This is a genomic window from Streptomyces sp. NPDC005728, assembly GCF_040630895.1.
In the GTDB taxonomy this organism is placed as follows: domain Bacteria; phylum Actinomycetota; class Actinomycetes; order Streptomycetales; family Streptomycetaceae; genus Streptomyces.
Map to the genome: position 1 here is coordinate 1 of NZ_JBEXYL010000018.1, position 19,996 is coordinate 19,996.

At 72.1% G+C, this 19,996-nt stretch carries 16 protein-coding genes and 1 pseudogene; 15 read left to right on the forward strand and 2 right to left on the reverse strand.

The window, feature by feature from the left end:
* The 15 genes and pseudogenes from ABZ471_RS14890 to ABZ471_RS14960 form a co-directional block, all read left to right on the forward strand.
* Nucleotides 1–165: pseudogene (locus ABZ471_RS14890) on the forward strand (sulfate adenylyltransferase small subunit); the annotation flags it as partial.
* A 2-nt stretch (nucleotides 166–167) separates the two neighbouring features.
* Nucleotides 168–1,502 carry a GTP-binding protein gene (locus tag ABZ471_RS14895; protein ID WP_359066326.1) on the forward strand — a complete coding sequence of 445 codons (1,335 nt, stop codon included), beginning with the start codon at nucleotides 168–170 and terminating at the stop codon, nucleotides 1,500–1,502.
* 222 nt (nucleotides 1,503–1,724) lie between these two features.
* Complete coding sequence (locus ABZ471_RS14900; RefSeq protein ID WP_359066328.1) at nucleotides 1,725–2,825, forward strand: aliphatic sulfonate ABC transporter substrate-binding protein; 1,101 nt, start codon at nucleotides 1,725–1,727, stop codon at nucleotides 2,823–2,825.
* A gap of 35 nt (nucleotides 2,826–2,860) precedes the next feature.
* Entirely contained in the window at nucleotides 2,861–3,646 is a 786-nt protein-coding gene (locus ABZ471_RS14905; RefSeq protein ID WP_359066330.1) for an ABC transporter ATP-binding protein, read from the forward strand.
* Nucleotides 3,633–4,511, forward strand: coding sequence for an ABC transporter permease (locus ABZ471_RS14910; RefSeq protein ID WP_359066332.1), 879 nt, complete (start codon nucleotides 3,633–3,635; stop codon nucleotides 4,509–4,511). The genes ABZ471_RS14905 and ABZ471_RS14910 overlap by 14 nt, the downstream gene beginning before the upstream one ends.
* A 5-nt stretch (nucleotides 4,512–4,516) precedes the next feature.
* The gene (locus ABZ471_RS14915) at nucleotides 4,517–5,257 is read left to right on the forward strand and encodes a sirohydrochlorin chelatase (protein WP_359066334.1); all 741 of its coding nucleotides are present in this window, start codon (nucleotides 4,517–4,519) and stop codon (nucleotides 5,255–5,257) included.
* A gap of 110 nt (nucleotides 5,258–5,367) precedes the next feature.
* Nucleotides 5,368–5,850, forward strand: a complete 483-nt coding sequence (locus ABZ471_RS14920; protein ID WP_359066336.1) for a hypothetical protein — start codon at nucleotides 5,368–5,370, stop codon at nucleotides 5,848–5,850.
* 195 nt (nucleotides 5,851–6,045) lie between these two features.
* Nucleotides 6,046–7,005, forward strand: coding sequence for a hypothetical protein (locus tag ABZ471_RS14925; RefSeq protein ID WP_359066339.1), 960 nt, complete (start codon nucleotides 6,046–6,048; stop codon nucleotides 7,003–7,005).
* 142 nt (nucleotides 7,006–7,147) lie between these two features.
* Nucleotides 7,148–9,358: a hypothetical protein gene (locus tag ABZ471_RS14930; protein ID WP_359066341.1), complete on the forward strand. Its 2,211-nt coding sequence runs from the start codon at nucleotides 7,148–7,150 to the stop codon at nucleotides 9,356–9,358.
* Nucleotides 9,359–9,361: 3 nt separating this feature from the next.
* Nucleotides 9,362–10,603 (forward strand): hypothetical protein, encoded by a 1,242-nt coding sequence (locus tag ABZ471_RS14935; protein ID WP_359066343.1) that lies wholly within the window; start codon nucleotides 9,362–9,364, stop codon nucleotides 10,601–10,603.
* Entirely contained in the window at nucleotides 10,600–13,158 is a 2,559-nt protein-coding gene (locus ABZ471_RS14940) for a GTPase-associated protein 1-related protein (protein WP_359066345.1), read from the forward strand. The genes ABZ471_RS14935 and ABZ471_RS14940 overlap by 4 nt, the downstream gene beginning before the upstream one ends.
* The gene (locus tag ABZ471_RS14945) at nucleotides 13,155–14,828 is read left to right on the forward strand and encodes a hypothetical protein (protein ID WP_359066347.1); all 1,674 of its coding nucleotides are present in this window, start codon (nucleotides 13,155–13,157) and stop codon (nucleotides 14,826–14,828) included. Before ABZ471_RS14940 ends, ABZ471_RS14945 begins: the two co-directional genes overlap by 4 nt.
* Nucleotides 14,829–15,013: 185 nt before the next feature.
* Nucleotides 15,014–15,688, forward strand: coding sequence for a tellurium resistance protein (locus ABZ471_RS14950; protein ID WP_359066540.1), 675 nt, complete (start codon nucleotides 15,014–15,016; stop codon nucleotides 15,686–15,688).
* The gene (locus ABZ471_RS14955) at nucleotides 15,682–16,563 is read left to right on the forward strand and encodes a protein phosphatase 2C domain-containing protein (protein WP_359066348.1); all 882 of its coding nucleotides are present in this window, start codon (nucleotides 15,682–15,684) and stop codon (nucleotides 16,561–16,563) included. The genes ABZ471_RS14950 and ABZ471_RS14955 overlap by 7 nt, the downstream gene beginning before the upstream one ends.
* Nucleotides 16,564–17,901, forward strand: coding sequence for a protein kinase (locus ABZ471_RS14960; RefSeq protein WP_359066350.1), 1,338 nt, complete (start codon nucleotides 16,564–16,566; stop codon nucleotides 17,899–17,901). It abuts the gene before it with no gap.
* A 36-nt stretch (nucleotides 17,902–17,937) separates the two neighbouring features.
* On the opposite strand, the gene ABZ471_RS14965 is transcribed toward ABZ471_RS14960, so the two are convergent.
* A complete protein-coding gene (locus ABZ471_RS14965) occupies nucleotides 17,938–18,261 on the reverse strand; it encodes a hypothetical protein (RefSeq protein ID WP_359066352.1) in 324 nt (107 codons plus the stop codon).
* Between the two features lie 45 nt (nucleotides 18,262–18,306).
* Entirely contained in the window at nucleotides 18,307–19,827 is a 1,521-nt protein-coding gene (locus ABZ471_RS14970; RefSeq protein ID WP_359066354.1) for a hypothetical protein, read from the reverse strand.
* Nucleotides 19,828–19,996: the final 169 nt, after the last annotated feature.

The window sequence follows — 19,996 nt, forward strand, 5'->3', positions numbered from 1 at the left end:
GGTGACATGTCCTGCACGGGCGCCGTCGACTCCGATGCGACCACGCTGGACGCCGTCATCGCCGAGATCGCCGCCTCACGGCTGACCGAGCGCGGTGCCACCCGCGCCGACGACAAGCTCTCCGAGGCCGCGATGGAAGACCGCAAGCGCGAGGGGTACTTCTAAGCATGAGCACGACCACGACCGGGGAACTCTCGGCCACCACCCTGCTGCGGTTCGCCACCGCCGGCTCCGTCGACGACGGCAAGTCCACCCTCGTCGGCCGGCTGCTGCACGACTCCAAGTCGATCCTCACCGACCAGCTGGAGGCCGTGGAGCGCGCCTCCGCGAGCCGCGGGCAGGAGGGTCCGGACCTCGCGCTGCTCACCGACGGCCTGCGTGCCGAGCGGGAGCAGGGCATCACCATCGACGTGGCGTACCGCTACTTCGCCACGCCCCGCCGCCGTTTCATCCTGGCCGACACACCGGGCCATGTGCAGTACACCCGCAACATGGTCACCGGCGCCTCCACGGCCGAGCTGACGGTGATCCTGGTCGACGCCCGCAACGGCGTGGTCGAGCAGACCCGTCGGCACGCGGCGATCGCCGCGCTGCTGCGCGTGCCGCACGTGGTCCTCGCCGTCAACAAGATGGACCTCGTCGACTACCAGGAGTCCGTCTTCGCGGCGATCGCCGAGGAGTTCACGGCGTACGCGACCGAGCTGGGCGTTCCCGAGGTCACCGCGATCCCGATCTCGGCGCTCGCCGGTGACAACGTGGTGGAGCCGTCCGCGAACATGGACTGGTACGGCGGCCCGACCGTCCTGGAGCACCTGGAGACCGTCCCGGTCAGCCACGACCTGGCGCACTGCCACGCCCGGCTGCCCGTCCAGTACGTGATCCGGCCGCAGACCGCCGAGCACCCGGACTACCGGGGCTACGCGGGCCAGATCGCGGCCGGTACGTTCCGGGTCGGCGACCCGGTCACGATCCTGCCGTCCGGCCGTACGACGACGATCTCCGGCATCGACCTGCTCGGCGAGCCGGTCGACGTGGCCTGGACGACGCAGTCGGTGACCGTCCTGCTCACGGACGACATCGACGTCTCGCGCGGCGACCTGATCGTGCCGACCAAGGACGCGCCGGCCACCACGCAGGACGTGGAGGCGACCGTCTGCCACGTCGCCGACCAGCCGCTGACCGTCGGTCACCGGGTGCTGCTCAAGCACGGCACCCGCACGGTCAAGGCGATCGTCAGGGACATCCCGTCCCGTCTCACGCTCGACGACCTGTCCCTGCACCCGCACCCGGGGCAGCTCGTCGCCAACGACATCGGTCGCGTGAAGATCCGCACCGCCGAGCCGCTGCCGGTCGACTCCTACGCCGACTCGCGCCGCACGGGCTCCTTCATCCTGATCGACCCGAGCGACGGCACCACGCTCACCGCGGGCATGGTCGGCGAGTCGTTCGCGTCCCCGGAGCCGGTCAAGGACGAGTCCGAGGACGACGGGTGGGACTTCTGACATGAACCCGTACGACATCTACTCCACGTTCGCGAAGGAGGGCGGCCGCGTCGGCAGCGGCGCCCTCGGCAGCGGGCAGGGCGGAGTGGCGCGATGTGTGTGCTGACGTACGCGCACCGCTTGCGCGCCCTCACCCCCCACCGCCGTAAACGCAGACCTGCCGACCTCCCGGCCACGACCTGAGAGACCGTGACCGCCGGGCCTCCGAGAGGAACACCTCCCGTGCCTGCTACATCTGCTCTTCGCCGCACCTTCGCGGTCATAGCCGCGCTCCCTCTTCTCACTCTCGCCGCCTGCGGCTACGGCTCCCAGGCCGAAAAGGACGACACGGCCAAGGTCGCCGCCGGGGCCAAGAAGACCGACGGACTCGACACCGTCAGGATCGGGTACTTCGGGAACCTGACCCACGGCACCGCGCTGGTCGGCTTCCAGAAGGGCTTCTTCCAGAAGGAGCTGGGGGCCACCCAGGTCAAGCCGGCGATCTTCAACGCCGGCCCGTCCGAGATCGAGGCCCTCAACTCGGGCTCCATCGACATCGGCTGGATCGGCCCCTCCCCGGCGATCAACGGCTACACCAAGTCCGACGGCAAGAGCCTGAAGATCATCGGCGGTTCGGCGTCCGGCGGCGTGAAGCTGGTCGTCAACCCGGAGAAGATCAAGTCCCTCAAGGACGTCAAGGGCAAGAAGATCGCGACGCCGCAGCTGGGCAACACGCAGGACGTGGCGTTTCTCAACTGGGCCTCCGACCAGGGCTGGAAGGTCGACGCGCAGAGCGGCAAGGGTGACGTCACGGTCGTCCGCACGGACAACAAGATCACCCCGGACGCCTACAAGTCCGGCTCCGTCGACGGTGCCTGGGTGCCGGAGCCGACCGCGTCGAAGCTGGTCGCCGCGGGCGCCAAGGTCCTGCTCGACGAGGCGTCGCTGTGGCCCGACAAGAAGTTCGTGATCACGAACATCATCGTGCGGCAGGGCTTCCTCAAGGAGCACCCGAAGGCCGTCGAGGCGGTCCTGAAGGCTGCGGTCGAGAGCAACAAGTGGATCAACGCCAACCCGGACGAGGCGAAGGCAGCGGCGAACAAGCAGCTGGAGACGGACTCGGGCAAGGCGCTGCCGGCCGCCGTCATCGACCCGGCGTGGAAGTCGATCCAGTTCACCGACGACCCGCTGGCCGCCACCCTCAACACCGAGGCGGAGCACGCGGTCAAGGCCGGTCTGCTCGAGAAGCCGAACCTGAAGGGCATCTACGACCTCACGCTCCTCAACGAGGTCCTCAAGGCCGAGGGCGCGAGCGCGGTCGGCGACGCCGGTCTCGGCAGCTGACGTAGAACCCGACGAGTTCCCAGGAGGTGACGACCATGGCCACGACCACAACGCTTGCCAAGGCCGACGAGTCCGTCGAGTACGCGGCACGCATCGAGCACGTCTCGAAGTCCTTCGCGACACCCGGTGGGCAGCAGCTCGTCCTGGACGACATCAGCATCGATGTCGCTCCGGGCGAGTTCGTCACCCTCCTGGGGGCCTCGGGCTGCGGCAAGTCCACGCTGCTGAACCTGGTGGCGGGGCTCGACCGGCCCACCGCGGGCGCCATCGTGACGGACGGGCGCCCGGCCCTGATGTTCCAGGAGCACGCCCTCTTCCCGTGGCTGACCGCGGGCAAGAACATCGAGCTCGCCCTGAAGCTCAGGGGGGTTCCGAAGACCGAGCGGCGCGACAAGGCCCAGGAACTGCTCGAACTGGTCCGGCTGAAGGGCGCGTACGGCAAGCGCGTCCACGAACTGTCGGGCGGTATGCGCCAGCGCGTGGCGCTGGCCCGGGCGCTCGGCCAGGAGAGCAACCTGCTGCTGATGGACGAGCCGTTCGCGGCCCTCGACGCCATCACACGGGACCTGCTGCACGACGAGCTGACCCGCATCTGGGAGGAGACCGGGCTCTCCGTCCTGTTCGTCACGCACAATGTGCGCGAGGCGGTGCGGCTCGCGCAGCGGGTGGTCCTGCTGTCCTCGCGTCCGGGCCGGATCGCGCGCGAGTGGACGGTCGACATCCCGCAGCCGCGCCGCATCGAGGACGCCCCCGTGGCCGAACTGTCCCTTGAGATCACCGATGTACTGCGTGGGGAGATCCGCCGTCATGGCCAGCACTGAGACGACGCCGGCCCAGGATGCCGGGAGTGTCGAGGCCGGCCTCGACGCGCTGGAGACCACGGCCACCGGCCGTCCGACCCTCCGGCAGACCTTCGTCAACAAGATCCTTCCGCCGATCATCGCGATCGCGGTGGTCCTCGCGGTCTGGTCCCTCCTCTACCCGGTCGTCGACAACCCGACCAAGCTGCCCTCGCTGACGGCCGTGGGGGACGCGTTCAAGGAAGCGTGGCTGAAGGGCGATCTGCTCGGCTACATCTGGACCAGCGTCTCGCGCGGTCTGCTGGGCTTCTTCTTCGCGCTGCTCATCGGCACCCCGCTGGGTCTGCTGGTGGCACGGGTGAAGTTCGTGCGCGCGGCCATCGGCCCGATCCTGTCCGGCCTCCAGTCGCTGCCGTCGGTGGCGTGGGTGCCGCCGGCCGTGATCTGGCTGGGCCTGAACAACTCCATGATGTACGCGGTGATCCTGCTCGGCGCGGTCCCGTCCATCGCCAACGGTCTCGTCTCCGGCGTCGACCAGGTTCCGCCGCTGTTCCTGCGGGCGGGCCGCACGATGGGCGCGACGGGGATCAAGGGCATCTGGCACGTCACGCTGCCGGCGGCGCTGCCCGGCTATGTGGCGGGCATGAAGCAGGGCTGGGCGTTCTCGTGGCGCTCGCTGATGGCCGCGGAGATCATCGCCCAGTTCCCCGACCTGGGCGTGGGCCTCGGCCAGCTGCTGGAGAACGGACGCACCGCCGGCGACATGGCCATGGTGTTCGAGGCCATCCTGCTCATCCTGTTCGTCGGCATCGCGATCGACCTGCTGATCTTCAGCCCGCTGGAGCGGTGGGTGCTGCGCAGCCGCGGCCTGCTGGTGAAGAGCTGAGCCCCGTGCACAACACACCCGTACTCCTCGTCATCGCCCACGGCAGCCGCGACCCGCGGCACGCCGCGACGGTGCACACGCTCGTACGCCGGGTGCGCTCGCTGCGCCCGGACGTACGGGTGGAGACGGGCTTCCTGGACTTCAACGTCCCCTCCGTGCAAGGGGTGTTGGAGTCATTGGCGGCGGAGGGCGTCCGTGACGTCGTGGCACTGCCGCTGCTGTTGACCCGCGCGTTCCACGCGAAGGCCGACATCCCGGCGGTCCTGCGGGACGCGCCGCCACAGCTGCGGATCCGGCAGGCGGAGGTACTGGGCCCGTCCCCGCTGCTGCTGTCCGCGCTGGAACGGCGCTTGTACGAGGCGGGGTTGAGCCCTGCCGACAAGTCCTCGACCGGGGTCGTGCTGGCTTCGGCGGGGTCCACGGACCCGGAGGCGATCGCGGTGATCGCAGCAATCGCGCGGGAGTGGCGGCACACCGGTTGGTGCGCCGTGCGGCCCGCGTTCGCCTCCGCATCCCTTGCGCGCACCGACGACGCCGTACGGGAGCTGCGGGCACTCGGCTGCAGGCGGGTCGCTGTCGCACCCTACGTACTGGCGCCGGGATTCCTGCCGGACCGTATCGCGCGCGGCGCGCAGGGCGCGGACGTCCTCGCGGACGTGCTGGGCGCAGCACCCGAGGTGGCCGCTCTGGTGCTGAGCCGCTTCCGTGCCGCGGCGACGGACGCGCCTTTGCCACAAATCGCCTGACCATTTGTTTCCGCAATGTGAAGTAGCTCAGGAACTCCTCAACTCCGTTGATCTTCCTCCTGTCCGTGGACAAGGATGATGTTGACCAAGAAGCGGGGAAAGGATTCATCTTGAGAATCACGAAGAAGCACGTGGCCGCAGTCATCGCACCGGTGGCGGCCGCGGTCATGCTGGCAGGCGTTTCCGCTCCCGAGGCCCTCGCCGCCTCGCAGTCCACGGCCTGCTCCGCGTCGATCAGCCCCACCTCGGACGCCAAAATCACGGTCAAGACGTACTACGTCAAGAAGACCAGCACGACCTGGCAGCACACCGATCGCTATTACTACCCGACCAGCCACGGCTTCAAGAAGAGCCGCTCCGACTTCTCCATCACCTCCTACCTGCTCGACGGCGGCTCCTCGCGGATCGGTGTGGACAGGAGGAAGAAGGGGGAGGTGCGCTGGGACCTCGTGTCTTTCAGCACCCAGTTCCCCAAGAGCCTGCGGCCCATCACCAAGAAGGGCAGGACCCGCCTCATCGCTGAGGCCTGGTACAACATGGACGGAATCCACGGGTGGCCCGTGGACTGCAAGTCGAAGTCGTTCGCGTTCTGACGGCTGAGGAAAGAGATACGGGTGTGCGGCTCCGGCCGCACACCCGTCATCGTTCGACGGGGAAAACGCATGGGACTGAAAAGGGACTGGGCCGCGCTCGTCGCGGCGGCCGCCTCGGCGACACTGATCGCCGGCTGCTCGGCCTCCGGCACCGACCGCGCCGACGCACCCGCACCTCAGGACAGCCTGGTCCTGGTGGACGGGGACAGCCACGGATACATCACCTTCGACACCGAACGCGAGGTCCTGAGCGGCTATACGCGCGACGGGAAGAAGGTGTGGCAGGAGAACCGATACTTCCCCACCGACGTCCACTGCACCACAGCATGCCCGGATGCCGCCATATCGGCCACCGTGGACATGAACAAGTCGGCGTCCGAAACCCACGTGGTATGGAAACTCGGCGCCGATTCGACAACTCAGTCCTTCCCCGAGAAGTCCCTGGTCGTCCAATGGGCCAGAAACAAGGACACATGGGTGGCCACATCTGAATCCGCCATCATCTGGTCGGACGGCGGCAACAGCCACACGAAATCCTTCGCCAAGGGCATCGGCGACGCCATGGGCAGGGTTTCGGAGGACAACAGCACACTGCTGGTGTCCGTCCAGGAGAACGATGTCGCCTCCTGGAACGCCTTTCGATTCCCCCTGGACGGGGAGCGTCTTTCACCCTCGTCGGCATCCACCGGCCTCCCCGGAAGTGTCGGATGCCTCTCCCCGGAACAGGGAAAGATGTGGACCTTGGGAGACAAGGCGTCCGAGTTCAGCTTGGCGACCGGTAGAAAAATCCGGGAGGTTGCGCACTTCGGAAGCGACTGCGCCAGCTCCGACACCTCGACGATCGTCGGATCGTTCTCCGCGGACTCCGACGAATCCACACAGGAAATCTCCATCACCTCAGGAAGTCGATCGGCTCCCTTCAAGAAGGTCACCGTCAAGAGTGCCGGGGAGATCGGGCTGTTCCGGGACTGCGGTGTTCTCCTCTCGAACGGCAGGCTGACCTCACTCTCCGCGCAGGGGAAGAAGACGGAGACGGGAATCAGCGCCCACAGCATGCTGACCGTTCCGGACGGACACATCTACAGCATCGGCTCGTCGGGCGAGGTCGAGCGGCACACCGTCACGACCGAAGGCCGGAACTGCCGGATCGCCTGATCACGGCGGCCCGGAGCCCGACGGCCGCCCCTCCGGTCGTTGCCGTCCCGACCTGCTCGGTTTCCCCGAAACCCCTTCCTGGTCCCGTCCGGATCTGCTGGGATGGTCCCTCGAAGCACTGTCTCGGGGGAGAACGGATCGCGTGGCCGGTCAGGAGTTCGGGCATCACCTGGGGCTTCCCAGGGCCCTGTCGGGTCTGCCGCTGAGCCCCCTCGTGCCCGGTTACGGTGCCCTCGCCGCGGCCCAGCACACGGCGGGGTTACGTCATCTCGGCGAGGCCCTGGACGCCCAGCCCGTGGGGTTACGGGTCCTGGACGGGCTGTACGTGCCGTCGGGGCCGCGGGGCCGGCGCCGGGTGGACGGCCCGTTCCTGGACGCTCTCGCCCGGGGCGCGGGCCCGGGCGCCCCGCTCGCCGCGCTCCTGGCCGAGCTGCACCGGAGCGATCCGCAGGCCCTGCGCCGGGTCGTCCTGTACCAGTTGATCGGCCTGTTGCAGGACCATCCGGCAGCCCAACGTGCCCGTTTCGCGGCCGAGTTGGGGGTGCACGCCGACGAGATCGCCGGGCTGGTGGCGGCGGCCCGGCGGCGGCCCGTCCTGGACCGGCGCGGGCGCGACGCCGCGGAGTCGCTCGCCGACGCCCGGGAACGACGGCGGCTGCACCGGCTGCGGACCCTGCTCGACCGGCTGCCCACGGACACCGGTGACCCGGCGCTTGCTGCCCTGCGCACGGAGCTGGCCGAGCGGCTGGGCCTCGTCGACGATCTCCTGCGGTCCGCCCGGCGGGCAGCGGAGCACGGTGACCGGGAGGGCGCGAGCGGCGCGTATCTGAAGGCGCTGTGCGAGGCGGCCGACGACCGGCGAGCCCTGCACGGTCTGGTCCGCGTCCACCGGCCCGAGTCCGGCCGCCGCCCCCTGCTGCGCGCCGAACTGCATCCGGACCACGTGGAGTTGACGTGGGAGGACCAGGACGGGATACCGGGCGGAGAGTGGCGGCTGCTGCGGCTCCACCGCACGGAGCAGGGCAGACCCGCCGTACGGAGCGTGCCCGGCGCTGATCCGACGGCAGCAGGGACGGTCCGGGACGAGGACGCCCCGCTCGGCTCCCCCGTGCGGTACGCGGCCCTGCCGTTGCGGGACGGTCGGATCGCCGGGCCGCCGCTGGTGTCGCGGAAGCTGCTGGTCGCTCCGGAGGTCGGGCGCCCGGTGCCGAGCGACGGTCCGGGCCGGATCGACTGCACGTGGCAGCGGCCGGCGGGCGTCGAGGAGGTCACGGTCGGGCACACCGGGCCGGAGGGTGCCGCCGGTCGACTGGACCTTCGTTCCGGCGGATTCACGGCCACAGGTCTGGCAGTCGGCCCGCACTCCTTCCGGATCGTGTGCCGCTACCGGGCGCCCGACGGCGGCCTGGTCAGCTCCGCGGGCCTCCGGGTGACCGGCACCGTTCACCCCTGGCCGGAGCCCGTACGCACCCTCACCGCGCAGGCCGAGAGCGGGGCCGTACGGTTCGCCTGGTCCGGTGGCCGGGGCGCCTCGGTGCGGCTGGTGGTGTGGCCCGGGCGGACGCCCGCGCCGGGCACCGAGCTGCGCACGCAGGACCTGCCGGCCGCGCTGGACTGGCCCGCGCAGGCGGGCGCCCTGCGCCCGCCGCCGGGCACGTACGCCGAGGTCAGCGCCGTCGCCGTCCTCGGTGCACGGGCGCTGGCCGGGCCTGCCGTCGGCGTGGAGGCCGTGCACCCCGTGCCCGGGCTCGCCGCCGACCGGCTTCCGGACGGGCAGGCGCAGGTCACGCTGGACTGGCCCGAGGGCGCCGGGCACCTCGCGGTCACCTGGGCGCCCGTGGACGGCGCGGAGGCCGGCGGGGAGCGGACCCTGACCGCGCACGCCTACCGGCGCGGCGGGCTACGGCTGCCCGTGGGCCCGGGCGCCGTACGGATAGGGGCGGCGACCGTGCCCCGGGTGCGCGGTGCCGTCGTGGTGGTGCCCGACGCGGCCGAGGCACTGCTGCCGCCGGACGCCACCGTCCGGTACCAACTGGTGCGCGCGTCCCGGCGGTTCCTCGGCCGGGGCCGCACCCTGCTGCGGGTCACCCTGGCCACGCCGGGCGCGCTCGGGGACGTGCCGGAGTTCGTGTGCGTCGCGCGCAGCGGTACGCTCCGCCCGCGCAGCGCCGCCGACGGCACGACCGTACTGCGGATACCCGGGCCCGACCTGGCGCGGCACGGGACCGTCGAACAGGAGCTGCCGGCCTCCCCCTGTCCGGTCCCCTACACCCTGCGCGGCTTCCTGCTCGGGGAGCACGCAGCCTCGGTGCGACTCGAAGAACCCTCTCTCGCGAGCCTGGTGGTGCGCTGAGCCATGACGACCGTGATCTGCCCCTACTGCTTCGCCCGCGCGTCGGCGACAAAGCTGCCGTACCGCTGCCTGATGACCCCGAGCGGGGTGCGCGGCGGCGCGCCCTGCGGGCCCGAACGCGACGACGCCTGGGCCGGGTTCATGGGGCCCGGCGTGCCCCCGGCGGCCCGGATGCGCGGGCCCGTCTTCGATCCGCCGCGCCGCGTTCCCGGGCTCGGCGGCGGGGGCAGCAGCGTGCCCTGTCCGAAGTGCGGGGTGCCCACGCCGGTGCGGGTCTGCCGGTCCTGCCACAGCGACCTGCCCAGCGACTACTGCGACCAGGACAGCCGGATCATCGCGCTGGTCGGCGCGAAGGCCTCCGGTAAGAGCACCTATGTGTCCGTGCTGGTCAACGAGTTGAACCACCGGGTCGGCCAGGCCTATCACGCCTCGCTCGCGGCGATGGGCCAGAGCACGCAGACGCGGGACAAGGAGATGGCCGAGGACCTGTACGAGCGGCTGCGGCTGCCGGACGCGACCCGGCCGGCCGCCCTCGGCTTCAACGACCCGCTGCTGTACCGGCTCAGCCTGCCCCGGAAGGGGCTGCTCGGCGGCTCCGGGACCCGGCACACCACGCTGGTCTTCTTCGACGCGGCCGGTGAGGACCTCGCCGGTGCCGAGGCTATGGACCGCTACACCCGCTACCTCAGCGCGGCCGACGGGATCATCCTGCTCGTCGACCCGCTCCAACTGGGTTCCGTGCGCGACCGGTTGCCGGTGCACGAGGGGCCGCCGCTGCCCGTCGTGGAGACGTCGCCGCAGCAGATCGCCGCCGACCTGGCCGCCCAGCTGCGGGCCCACGGCAAGGGCAAGGCGCGGGGGCGCGCGTCCACGCCGCTCGCGGTGGCCGTCACCAAGACGGACATGCTCAGACCCCTGCTGGACCCGCACTCCCCGCTGCTGCGCAACGCCCCGCACAGCGCCGGCGCCTACGAGGGCGAGGACCGGCTGGCCGTGCACGAGGAACTCCGGTCCCTGCTGACGGACTGGGACTCCGGTGCGCTGCTGCGCCAACTGGAGCTGGACTTCGCCGAGTTGTCGCTCTTCGGGCTGTCGGCACTGGGCTCGCCCCCGCCCGCGAACGCCCCGGCGGACGTACCGAAGTCGGGTCCGCAGCCGGTGCGGGTGGAGGATCCGCTGCTGTGGCTGCTGTCCCGGCGCGGGCTGCTGCCCGTGCGCACCGCGGGCAAGGGGGCTGCCCGGTGAGCCTCTCCCAGCTCCACTACACCTCGGCGCCGCCCGGTCCCGACGGGTCGGGCTTCCGGTTCACCGCGGTCAGCCCCGGCGTGCCGCCGACACTGCTGCGGGAGGCGGAGCAGCTCATCGGGTACGACCCTCCGCGCGACCTCCCCGCACGCCCGGACACCGAGCAGCTGAAGAGTTTCCCCAAGGCCTTCAGTTTCAGTGACCTGTCCGACGGGGGCCGGCTGTTGAGTCGTTCGGTGTACACCGGCGCGGACTACAGCGGGCGCTGGGGCAACTTCCATGCTCATGCCCTCCATCTGCCGTCCGGGGTGCGGCTGCCGGACGGGGCGCTGCCCATCACGGCATGGGAGTCACCGCGCTGGGCCGACACCACTCCCCCGGACGGGCGGCCCGAGCCCGTCGACCGGTTCGAGCCGTCGGGCCTGCTGCGCACGGACACCCTGGTGGCCTTCGCCCGCTCCCGTGCGGACCGGCTCGCCGCGTTCTTCGCCGACCTGCGGGCCCTCGCGGAGGAGACGGACACCCGGCAGATCGTGCTGGTCGAGCAGGACAGCGCCGACGTGGCCCAGTGGATCGCCCTCGCCTGCGCCGTCCTGCCGCGCGAGCGGGCGCACCGGCTGACCTTCACCACGTACACCCGCCGGCCGCAGCAGGCCCGTCAGCAGATCGTCGGGGCGCTGCCGTCCTCCGAGCCGGTGGGCCACGACCACCGGTTCCGGGTGCACGACTGCACGGGCCGTGCGGGCGCGGAGCCCGTCGGGGACGCCTGGGCCGAGGTGTGCGCACGGGTCTGGGCGGCCGGGCGGCCCGAGCTGTTCCGCGACAGTTCCGGCGACCTCGGCCCGCTCGCGGTGGCCGCGCTCGTGCACGGCATCGGGCTGCGCGGCGACGGGCGTGCGGCGGCGGCCCGTTGGGTCGCGGACCACGCCTCCACGCTGCCCGAGCAGACACTGGCCGCACTGGTCGGCGCACTGACCGGCGAGGTCACGGCAGGTCCCCCGGGCACACGGGACGGACGCCACAGCCCCACCGGTACCCCTCTGGACGACGAACCGGCCGCGCTGGCCGCCCTGTCGGCACGGCTGGACGGACAGGTGCCCACCGCCGTGTCCGCGCCACTGGCCGCCCGCGTCCTCGCCTCGGCCGTGGTCGACCGGGGCCCCGTGCCGCCGCTCGGCGCGGGCTCGCTGACGCCCGCGCTCCGTGCCGAGCTGGCCCGGGACCTCGCCCCGGCCCTGCGGCAGGGCATCGCCGACCCGACCGAACCCGCGGCCGGCCGGCCTCTGGCCCTGCTGCGCGTCGCCGACCTGCTCGATGTGGACTGCACTCAGGCGCTTCCGAAGTTCGCGGAGCGCATCGCCCGGGACCTGGTGAGCGGACGGGCCGCGGAGCCGGCGGCAGGGGAGCCGTCCGCCGCCGACCGGGCGTTTCCCTCCGCCCTCCTCGACGCCGTCCACGGTCACCCCGCGCTGCGCACCGCCCTGTTCGGTGCGCTGAACGCGCTGGCCGCCGCGAATCCGCCCGGCGTCGCCGCGCGCCTGGCCGGGTCCGGGCTGCCCGTCTCGCTCGACCCCGGTTTCCCCCACCTGCGCATGTGCGTCCAGGCCGGCGAGGCACGGCGGGCCGGCGGCGACCGGCTGCGGCGGTGCCACGAGGTGCTGCGCACCGCCGGGGTCTCGCCGCACGCCGAACCGGCCGTCCTGCTCACCGCCCTCCACCTGGTCTGGACGGACGACCTGCCCACCGGTGAGGAGGCGAGCCTGCTGCTGAACGAGCTGGGCTCGGACGCGCACCGGCTGGCCGGCACCCGGGACCTGCTGGTCGAGGCCGCGCTCGCCGCCCCGGCCGACGATCCCGCCGTACCGGCCCTCGCCACCGACCTGCTGCGCTGCTTCACCACGGAGCTGCGGCCCGCGCACCGGGCGCCGCTGCTCCTGCTCGAGTACACGGACCTGATCGACACCGACCAGGACGTCGAGGGCTGGGCGGACCACGTGCTCCGGCTGCGGGACGGGGCGGCCGAGCCCGCCCCCGATCCGGTGACGCGGCGGGTGTACGACGCCCTCGCGCGGCGGCTGCTGGCCGTACCGGCGCACGGCGAGTCCTACGCACCGCCCCGCGCGCCGGCGCCCGAGAGCGAGCTGTACGCGCTGGCCCGCTCGGGCGATCCGGGGCTGCTGGCGGCGTACGAGCGCGTGGCGCGCGGGGACCGGGTGGGCACCCGGCTGCGCACCGTGCCGTCGTACGTCGCCGCCTGCTTCGGCGACTGGAGCGCGTACCCGCAGACGCATCCGGCCTGGGAGGCGACGCGCACGACCCTGCTGGCCAAGGTGCTGCGGCCCGTCGTACGGGCGCTGCCGGCCGAGGACCTGGGCGCGGTCGAGGAGGCGCTGCGCCGCACCGGCCGGGGCCGCCTGGACGCCTACCTCGCCTGGAACCGCCCCGGCGCCCTGGGCCGGCTCGCGGGCCGGCTGACCGGGCGCGGGCGGCGTGAGGAGCGGCAGGCGACCTGGTACGGCGATGTCCGGCCGCCGGGCGGAGGAGACCGCGGATGAACGTGGGCACGGACGGCGGACCGGTCGGAACCGCGCTTCTGCTGGTGCTGGTCCTGCTCGCCTGGGCCGGTGTGGTGGCCGCGGCGGTGTGCGTGTTCCGTACGCTGTGGGAGTTCCTCGGGCGGGGCGTGCAGGCCGTGTGGCAGCAGCTCGGGCCGTGGCGGGCGGGCAGCACCGATCCGCGCCTCGCGGGGGTCGGCGGCGGCGAGCCCGCGCATCTCGCCTACTGGTGGCGGCAGTCGTGGGCGGACGCGCGGTCCGCCGGGTACGCCGGGCCGGGGGCCGTCTGGTCCGCGTTCACCGACCCGTGGACGGACCGGACCGCACGGAACCTGTTCCACGGGCGCCGTGCCTCGGGTGTGCGCGCCTCGGCGCCGCTGTACCGGTTCCTGCTGGTCGTGTTCGTCGCGCCCGGCACCGCGGCGGGCGCGCTCGTCGGCGCCGTGCTGGCCACGCTGCTCCTCGGCATGGTGCTGGCCCTGTTCGCCCTGCTGCTGGCCGTGGTGTGGGCGGGCTGGGCCGCCGGTGTGCCGGTGCTGCGCGGGGTGGAGCGCGGTCGGCTGCTGCTGCGAGGCATCCGTGTGAAGTGCCCCCACCCCGGCTGTTACGCGCCCGTCCCGCTGGCGCTGCACCGCTGTCCGAACTGCCGGGCGCTGCACGCCGAGTTACGCCCGGGACGGTACGGCGTGCTGTGGCACGTGTGCCGGTGCGGGCACCGGATGCCGGCCTCCCGGCTGCTGGGCCGCGGCAAGCTGACGGCGCTGTGCCCGCGCTGCGAGCAGTTCCTGCCCCGGGCCGCGGGCACCCTGCGCGTGGTCCACACCCCGCTGGTCGGCGGCACCTCGTCGGGCAAGACGATGCTGATGGCGGCCATGGTCGAGGGGCTGCAGGCCTGGGCGCGGCAGGGCGAACTGCGGGTCGAGTACGCCACGGTGGACGACCGGCGCACCCAGACCGGGCTCAACCAGGAGCTGAACCGCACCGGTTGGGCCCACGCCACCACCGGCGGCCAGCCGCGCGCCCTGATGCTCACGGTGGCCCGGGGCCGCAGGCGGAGGCTGCTGTACCTGTACGACCCGATGGGCGAGTCGGTGAGCGACGCCGAACGGGTGCGGGCCCAGCACTACCTGGCGCACGCGGACGGCGTGGTCCTGGTCGCCGACGTGCTCGCCGATCCGAAGGTCCGCGGCCTGCTGGGCCCCGAGGACACCGAGCGCACGGACCGGGCACGGCCCTCGGCGCAGGGCCCGTGGGAGACGTACCAGCGGCTCACCGGGGAGCTTGCGGCGCTCACCGGCCGGCGGTCCCGGATGTCGGTCGCCACCGTGGTCACCAAGCGGGACGTCCTGGACCGGCTGACCTCGCTGCCCGTGCCCGGCGCGCGCATCGACGACTGGCTCGCCGACGTGGGTCTCGGCTCACTGGTCCGCGCTCTGGGCCACGACTTCCGGGCGGCCCGTTACTGGGCGGTCAGCGCCCACGCGGCCACCGGCACCGGGCCGCTGGAGAGCGAGCAGCGCCGGGCCGCCGAGCCGGTGCTGTGGCTGCTCGCGGCCTCGGGGCTGCGCACCGGCCCGCTCACCGGGTCCGGCGGCGGCACCGGCGGCCGGCCGGTCAGACCCCGGCGGCGACCGGACGAGGCCGAGGAAGGGAAGTACAGCCCGGCATGAACCAGGTCACCCCCTCCGTCTCCCGGGCCCGGCGGGCCATGGCGGGCCTGTTCGTCACCGCCCTGGCCCTGGCGGTGGCCGCCGTCGGCTGCGTCGTACGGCTGCTGCTGCCCTGAGCGAACCCCATCCCGAACCGACCTCCACTGGAAAGGAACCACGGCGTGAGCGACATTCCCGGCGGGCCCATGGCCAACCGGCCGGTCCACTTCATCTGGCTGCTCGACTGCTCGTACTCGATGCAGGGCGAGAAGATCGCGAAGCTCAACTACGCGATCAGAGAGGCCGTTCCGGAGATGCGGTCGGTGGCCCACGACAACCCGGCCGCCCAGCTGCTGCTGCGTACGGTCACCTTCTCCACCACCGCCCAGTGGCACCACCAGACCCCGGTCCCGGTCGACGACTTCACCTGGCAGGACGTCCAGGTCGACGGTATGACCAACCTCGGTGAGGCGCTGTATCTGGTGGCGCGGGAACTGCAGACCCCGCCGATGCCCGAGCGGGCGCTGAAGCCGGTGCTGGCGCTGGTCTCGGACGGGGTGCCCACCGACGACTGGAAGGCGGGCCTGAAGGCGATCGACGCCACTCCCTGGGGCCGCAAGGCGGTGCGGGTCGCCATCGCGATCGGCTCCGACGCGGACCGCGGGGTGCTCCAGGAGTTCCTCGGCAACCCCGAGCTCCAGCCGTTGGACGCCAACAGCCCCAAGCAACTGGCCGCCGCCATCCGGTGGGCGTCCACCGCGGCCGTGAAGGCGGCCTCCCAGCCGGTCGCGGGCGACACCTCGGGTACGGCCGTGACCATGGCGAAGCAGCCGTACGCACCGCCGGTCCTGGACGACGACGATGACGACGACGTGTGGTGACGCTCGGGGTGCGACGGTGGGAGACGCTCGCCGACAGCGTCCAGGGCGTCAACAAGCGCCGCAACCAGGACTGGTACGAGTGCCGGGGCACCGGGTCCGACGAGGACCCGCTGATCCTCGCCGTGGCCGACGGTCACGGCTCGGCGGTGCACGCGCGCAGCGAGCTGGGCGCGCGGTTCGCCGTGGACCGGTTCATGGGGCTGGCCGCCCACTTCGGCCGGGCGGCGCACGACTGCCACGAGCCGGGCCGGCTGGCCCGGCTGATGACGTACGCCCGGGACGACTTCCCGCGCGCCCTGGTGCACGAGTGGCGGCGGGCGGCCCTCGGGCACTGGGACCGCAACCGGCCGGTCGTCGAGGAGGCGTCCCGGGAGCCGGGACCCGACGAGAAGCTCCTGCTGTACGGGACGACGCTGATCGGTGCCGTGCTCACGCCGTGGCTGTTCGTGGCCTGGCAGCTGGGCGACGGGGACCTCGCGGTGGTGGAGCACGACGGCACGCTGAGCCGGCCGCTCGCGCCGGCCGAGGAGGACCTGGGCGACGAGACGGAGTCGCTGTGCGGGCACGAGGCATGGCAGTCGATGCGGATGCACTGGGCGCCGGTGTTCGAGGAGGCGCGCACCCCGCGTCTGGTGGTGCTGTCCACGGACGGGCTGTCGAAGAGTTTCGCGTCGGCCGACGGGTACCGCGCGTTCGTCGCGGGCCTGGCCGGGCGGCTCGCCCGGGAGGGCAGCTCGGAGGTGCGGACGGTGCTGCCTCAGTGGCTGGCGCAGGCGTCGAGCTACTCCGGGGACGACACCACACTGGCGGCGGCGCTGCGCTCCGAACGGGGCGGTGGTCCGGATCGGACGGAAGAACGGAAGACGGAGACGTAGATGAGCGGCATGCTCGATGGCGGGACGCGCCTCGCGGCGGAGAACGGTGACGAGGTCGAGATCGTCGACTTCCTCGGCGCGGGCGGCCAGGGCGAGGTGTACCGGGTCCGCACCCCCGACGGGGAGCGGGCGCTGAAGTGGTACTACCCGACCTGCGCGACCGGCGAACAGCAGGGAATCGTCCGGGAGTTGGTCGCCCGGGAGTTCGCCGACGACCGGTTCCTGTGGCCGGAGGCCCATGTGCCCGCACACCATGGGTCGTTCGGCTATCTGATGGGGCTGCGACCGGACCGCTACAAGGGCCTTCCGGCGCTGTTCCGGCGGCAGTTGCGCACCAGTCCGCGGGCGCTGCTGACGGCCTGCCTGTACACGGTGGAGGCCTATCAGGCGCTGCACTCGCGGGGCATCGCCTACCGGGACATCTCCTGGGGCAACATCTTCTTCGACCCGGCCACCGGTGACGTCCTGGTCTGCGACAACGACAACGCGGTGGTGGAGGGGGACGCCAGCGGCATCTCCGGGACCATGGAGTTCATGGCGCCGGAGCTGGTGCGCGGCGATCCGGGCGCACGCCCCGGCACCCAGTCCGACCTGCACTCGCTCGCCGTGCTGCTGTTCATGTTCCTGATGAATCATCACCCGCTCAAGGGAAAGCGTGAGTTGGGGATCCACTGCCTGGACGAGGCGGCCGAGCGCAAGCTGTACGGCAGGAGTCCGCTGTTCCTGTTCGACCCGGCCGACGACTCCAACGCGCCGGACCCGATGGAACACGCGACCGTGCTGGCCACCTGGCCCGCGGCGGCCGAAACGCTGCAGGACCTGTTCCGGCGCTCCTTCACGATCGGGCTGCGTGATCCGGCGGCCCGGGTGCGGGAGACCGAGTGGCGCAACGCGCTGCGGGCGGTGCTGGACTCGGTGGTCGAGTGCGCGTCCTGCGGGCGGCAGAACATGACCGAGCCGGGCGAGAACCCGCCGCCGCGTCTCTGCTGGGGCTGCGGGGCGCAGCTGGTGCTGCCGCCCCGGCTGACGGTGACCACTCCCCCGCCGCGCACCGAGCACCACATCCGGCTGCGCCGTGGCGCCCGGGTGCAGGCCCACCACCTGCTGCCGGAGCCGGCTCGGCACGACTGCTCGGACGCCGCGCTGGTGGCGGAGCTGGTCGAACACCCGAAGAGGCCGGGCCGGTTCGGCATCGCGAACCGGTCGCAGCAGACGTGGACGGGCACCCGCTCCGACGGCACCGTGCAGAAGGTCGAGCCCGGTCAGACCGTGCAGCTCAGGTCGGGTCTGGAACTGGACCTCGGTGACGGGGTACGGGCGGTGGTGCACGCCAGGTGAGCCGTGGGCGGGGCCCCTGTGCGGGGCCCCGCCTGCTCACAGACCCAGTACCTGCATGAGCTGCTGGGTGAAGGCGAGGCTGCCGGTGCCGGCCGCGGCGCCGATGCTGATGGTCTCCAGGGCCGAGCGGATCCGGCCCCGGTTGGGCGGCCCACCGTCCCCCATGGACTCGACGAACGCTCCGCGGATGACCTCCCCGTGCCCCACGAGCACCGGATACTCCGCGCGCAGCGCGGCGATCAGTCCGTCCGCGAGCCGGACGAGGGCCTCCGTGGCGGGCGCATGGGGGTTGATCTCCATACGGCCGTGATCGCCGATGTTGGCGGGACCGTTGATGTTCCCGAAGTTGTAGGTACTCATCGTCCTGTCCTGACTCCTGCTCCCTGAGGGGCGGCGGGGCTGAGATTACGGCGCGGGCGGGCGGGGTCCCGCAGGTCCCTGGCCGCTCTGGGGCCCCGGTCCGCCGTGAGGCCCGGGACCCTGCTGACCGCCCATGGCGATCGTGCCGTTGTTGCCGAAGATGCTGGGACCGCTGACGTTACCGATGTTGTAGGTCTGTGTGCTGATGACCTGTACAGCCTTGTCGTACGAGCTGGTGTCGACATGATGGTCCTCGAGGAACCGTTCCGTGGCGACGAGCACGCCCTGCTGGAGCCGGAACAGGAAGTCCTGCGCGTCGGTCCGTTCGGCGTAGCCCGCCTCGTCCCAGGCGCCCAGGTCCTCGCGCAGGCTGCCCTTGGCGCCGTAGTCGTACAGCACGTGCTGCTTGGCGATCGCCTTGCGCTGCCTGGTCAGCCATCGGTCGTGGTCACGCTGCCAGCGGCTGCGGGCCCTCAACCGGCCCAGGGCGCGGCGCAGTTCCGGACCGGCGTGCGAGGTGGCGTACTTGACGAGGTCCCACCAGCGTTCGCGGGGGGCCACCGGAAGCCGGTCCACCCGGTGGAAACGGCCGTCCAGCGGGGGTATCGCGTAGGCGGCGACCTCCCAGGTCAGGCTGGGCGCCTGCATGATCGCCCGCAGGTACATGGAGACGATCAACCGTCCGCCCTCGCCGATGCGTTCCAGGCACAGATGGGTGCGCATGCCCGCGCCGGGGCTCTGCAGGCCCGCCTGCACCAGCTGCTTGGGTATCTGGGCGTTCGGCCGGCGGGTGCGGTCGGGCACCAGCTCGGGCAGGAAGGGGGCGTTGCTGCCGAGGACGTAGAGCCGGTTCCTGGCTCTGAGTCCCTGGAGGCCGGAGATGCTCTCCATGTGGCGGGCCACGTAGGTGTGCAGGTCGATGGCGTCGAAGGGCAGCAGGGGGAGCTTGCCGCCGCCTTGGTCGTCGGCGGGTCTGCTGATGTCGATGGGTTGCCAGACCACCTCCTTGATCTTGTCGCCGCTGCCGACGAACGGTGTGGTCTGGGCTGCGGCGTCGGCGTACGGCAGGACGTTGGCCCGTTTCAGCTCGTTGAGCAGGGCCTCCGCCTCCGCTTCCACGGGCGGTGCCGTCCGCTCGGGTTTCTCGGCGGAGTGGATCACCTCGCGTGCCGTGTCCCGGCCCACGGACTCCTTGTGGTGGACCAGAGTCCAGGCGGCCGCGTAGGCGCCGAGAGGGCCGAAAATCGCCACCCATCCGAGTGAACCGTGCCCGTTGACCAGAGCCCACCCTCCCGTCAGAACGGCGAGGGGCACGGTCAGCGCGAGGCACGCCAGCCGGCGGTCGAGAGCCGCGCGGCGGCGGGTGGCCACGCGCGCATGCCGGGCGAGGGCCACGAAGTTGATGCCGAGGCTCAGCCCCAGGGCGTCCAGCCGGTCGCCGGTGAGCGCCCGGTCCACGTACAGGGCGAAGTCGTCGTCGAGGTGCACCGAGGCGCACAGGCGCCGTGTCACCGAGTCCTTGCGGTACTGCGGCAGCGTCGGTAATGGTCGCGCCGTCACACTCATCCGTCCCCCTCGGCCGTTCCGCGCGCTTCACCCTAGGGACAAGCTGTGGGGTTTGTCGCGGGTTCGCGCGAGCGGGCGGCCTGCGCCGGGCAGGGGTGCCTACCGCCGCGGTCCGGCGCTCCCCTGTGCCGTCGGACCGCGGTCGGCTCTTGGTACTGCGTCGGTTCCG

What these genes read in the sequence shown, in the direction of transcription:
- ABZ471_RS14895 (WP_359066326.1), top strand. Translation starts at nt 168, where the DNA reads ATGAGCACGACCACGACCGGGGAACTCTCGGCCACCACCCTGCTGCGG.
- ABZ471_RS14970 (WP_359066354.1), bottom strand. Translation starts at nt 19,827, where the DNA reads ATGAGTGTGACGGCGCGACCATTACCGACGCTGCCGCAGTACCGCAAG.
- ABZ471_RS14935 (WP_359066343.1), top strand. Translation starts at nt 9,362, where the DNA reads ATGACGACCGTGATCTGCCCCTACTGCTTCGCCCGCGCGTCGGCGACA.
- ABZ471_RS14965 (WP_359066352.1), bottom strand. Translation starts at nt 18,261, where the DNA reads ATGAGTACCTACAACTTCGGGAACATCAACGGTCCCGCCAACATCGGC.
- ABZ471_RS14905 (WP_359066330.1), top strand. Translation starts at nt 2,861, where the DNA reads ATGGCCACGACCACAACGCTTGCCAAGGCCGACGAGTCCGTCGAGTAC.
- ABZ471_RS14910 (WP_359066332.1), top strand. Translation starts at nt 3,633, where the DNA reads ATGGCCAGCACTGAGACGACGCCGGCCCAGGATGCCGGGAGTGTCGAG.
- ABZ471_RS14945 (WP_359066347.1), top strand. Translation starts at nt 13,155, where the DNA reads ATGAACGTGGGCACGGACGGCGGACCGGTCGGAACCGCGCTTCTGCTG.
- ABZ471_RS14950 (WP_359066540.1), top strand. Translation starts at nt 15,014, where the DNA reads ATGGCCAACCGGCCGGTCCACTTCATCTGGCTGCTCGACTGCTCGTAC.
- ABZ471_RS14960 (WP_359066350.1), top strand. Translation starts at nt 16,564, where the DNA reads ATGAGCGGCATGCTCGATGGCGGGACGCGCCTCGCGGCGGAGAACGGT.